This is a genomic window from Lentilactobacillus kisonensis DSM 19906 = JCM 15041, assembly GCF_001434135.1.
In the GTDB taxonomy this organism is placed as follows: Bacteria; Bacillota; Bacilli; order Lactobacillales; family Lactobacillaceae; genus Lentilactobacillus; species Lentilactobacillus kisonensis.
Genome location: NZ_AZEB01000075.1, coordinates 1 through 1,661, shown reverse-complemented (window position 1 = coordinate 1,661; position 1,661 = coordinate 1). Strand labels below are relative to the sequence as shown.

At 40.3% G+C, this 1,661-nt stretch carries 1 protein-coding gene; it reads left to right on the top strand.

The annotated features are described in order from the left end of the window. The first annotated feature begins 160 nt into the window (after positions 1-160). Positions 161-1,465: an IS1380 family transposase gene (locus tag FC98_RS13705; RefSeq protein WP_056949756.1), complete on the top strand. Its 1,305-nt coding sequence runs from the start codon at positions 161-163 to the stop codon at positions 1,463-1,465. The last annotated feature ends 196 nt before the right edge of the window (positions 1,466-1,661 follow it).

The following is a 1,661-nucleotide window of genomic DNA, read 5'->3' as shown; positions in this document are numbered from 1 at the left end:
CCTGATTTATTCACAAAGATATGCAAAATACCCATCAAACACATGCTTCACGCGTTTGATGGGTATTTTGCATTTTCACCTTTTAAGTGCACAAAAAGAGCCTCAGCTCTGGTATAGTTAAATTGCCAAACAAAACCACATGAGAGAAGAGGACTCTACATTGAAAACTTTACAGGAAATGGCATTCAATTTCAACAAAAACATTTTAGTATCGCATACGGGTGGCCAATTATCTTCCGATGGCGGGCTAACATTGTGTGTAGAACTGATGGCAAAGTTTCAGTTCACCAACTTGGCCGATAAACTATTGAGGTTCAGTGACCAGCGACGGTATTGTCAACACAGTAATTCTAGTATCTTAAAACAGTTAATTCTTCAGATTATTGCCGGTTATAGCACAGATTTTGCGGCAACTTTTTTAGAAAAAGAACCACTTTTTAAATTATTATTGGATAAACCGTCTTTGGCTTCACAAGCAACAATATCACGTTTTTGGCAACGTTTTGATAAAGATAGTGTTAGCACATTACAGACTTTAAATGAGGCCTTGATCGATCGGGCTCGACTGTTAACCAACCAGACAGCCACGATTATTGATATCGATTCGACTCACTCAGACACTTATGGCAAACAGGAAGCCACTAACTACAACGCACATTATGGTACTGAAGGATATCATCCATTACTGGCAACTGATCAAGATGGTAACTTATTGAAAGCTGTCTTGCGTCCTGGAAATGCCTACACCAGCAAAGATGTAAAAGCTTTTTTAACACCACTATTAAAGCATTATCGAACTCAACTGCCCACGACTGACATTCTGGTTCGTGGTGATAGTGGCTTCGCCACGCCAGAAATTTACGATGTCTGTGAAGCCGACGATGTGTTTTACATTATTCGACTCAAATGCAATCGGAAACTGCAGAATCTAGCTGAAAAGTTCGTCAAGATCAGTGATAAAACCCAGTGGCAAGAGAAAGAGACTCACTACTACTCTGAAATCTATCAATCAGCATCGTGGCCTAAGCCACGGCAGATCTATATTAAATCAACTCGAGCAGCCGGTGAGCTGATCTTTTCACATGAATTTATCGTCACTAATCTGACTAATTTAACGGCTGAAACTGCCTTCGAACTGTATCACAAACGCGGCCAAATGGAAAATTACATCAAAGAAGCTAAAACAGGTTTCTTTTTCGATAAGACTGATAGTTCAACGTTTAATGCCAACGCTGCCCGGATGATGGTTAGTGTACTGGCTTACAATATTGTCAACTTTTTAAAGCAGCTAGCACTGACAAAACATGATTCCGGCTTGTGCGTTAGCACATTGCGGATCCGTTTATTCAAAGTTGCGGCACGTGTTGTGCATACTGGCCGACGCATTCAGTTGCGGCTGAGCTCGCATCATGTTTACCATCGGCTGTTCTACCAGGCTCTACAGCGTATCCAGGCTATTGAATAACCGGCAAAATTAAAAAAATCTGTACAACCAAGGGACAAGTGTATCCAAAAGTTCAAAGCAATTCTGAGTTAGTTGAAAGATCTCACTAGCTAGAACTGATAAACATCGTATTTCAGCAAAAGATAAAGACATACCCGTCAGTTTTCGTGTTTTTTCGAAAACTGACGGGATTTTTATGAACTATGAATAATTCAGG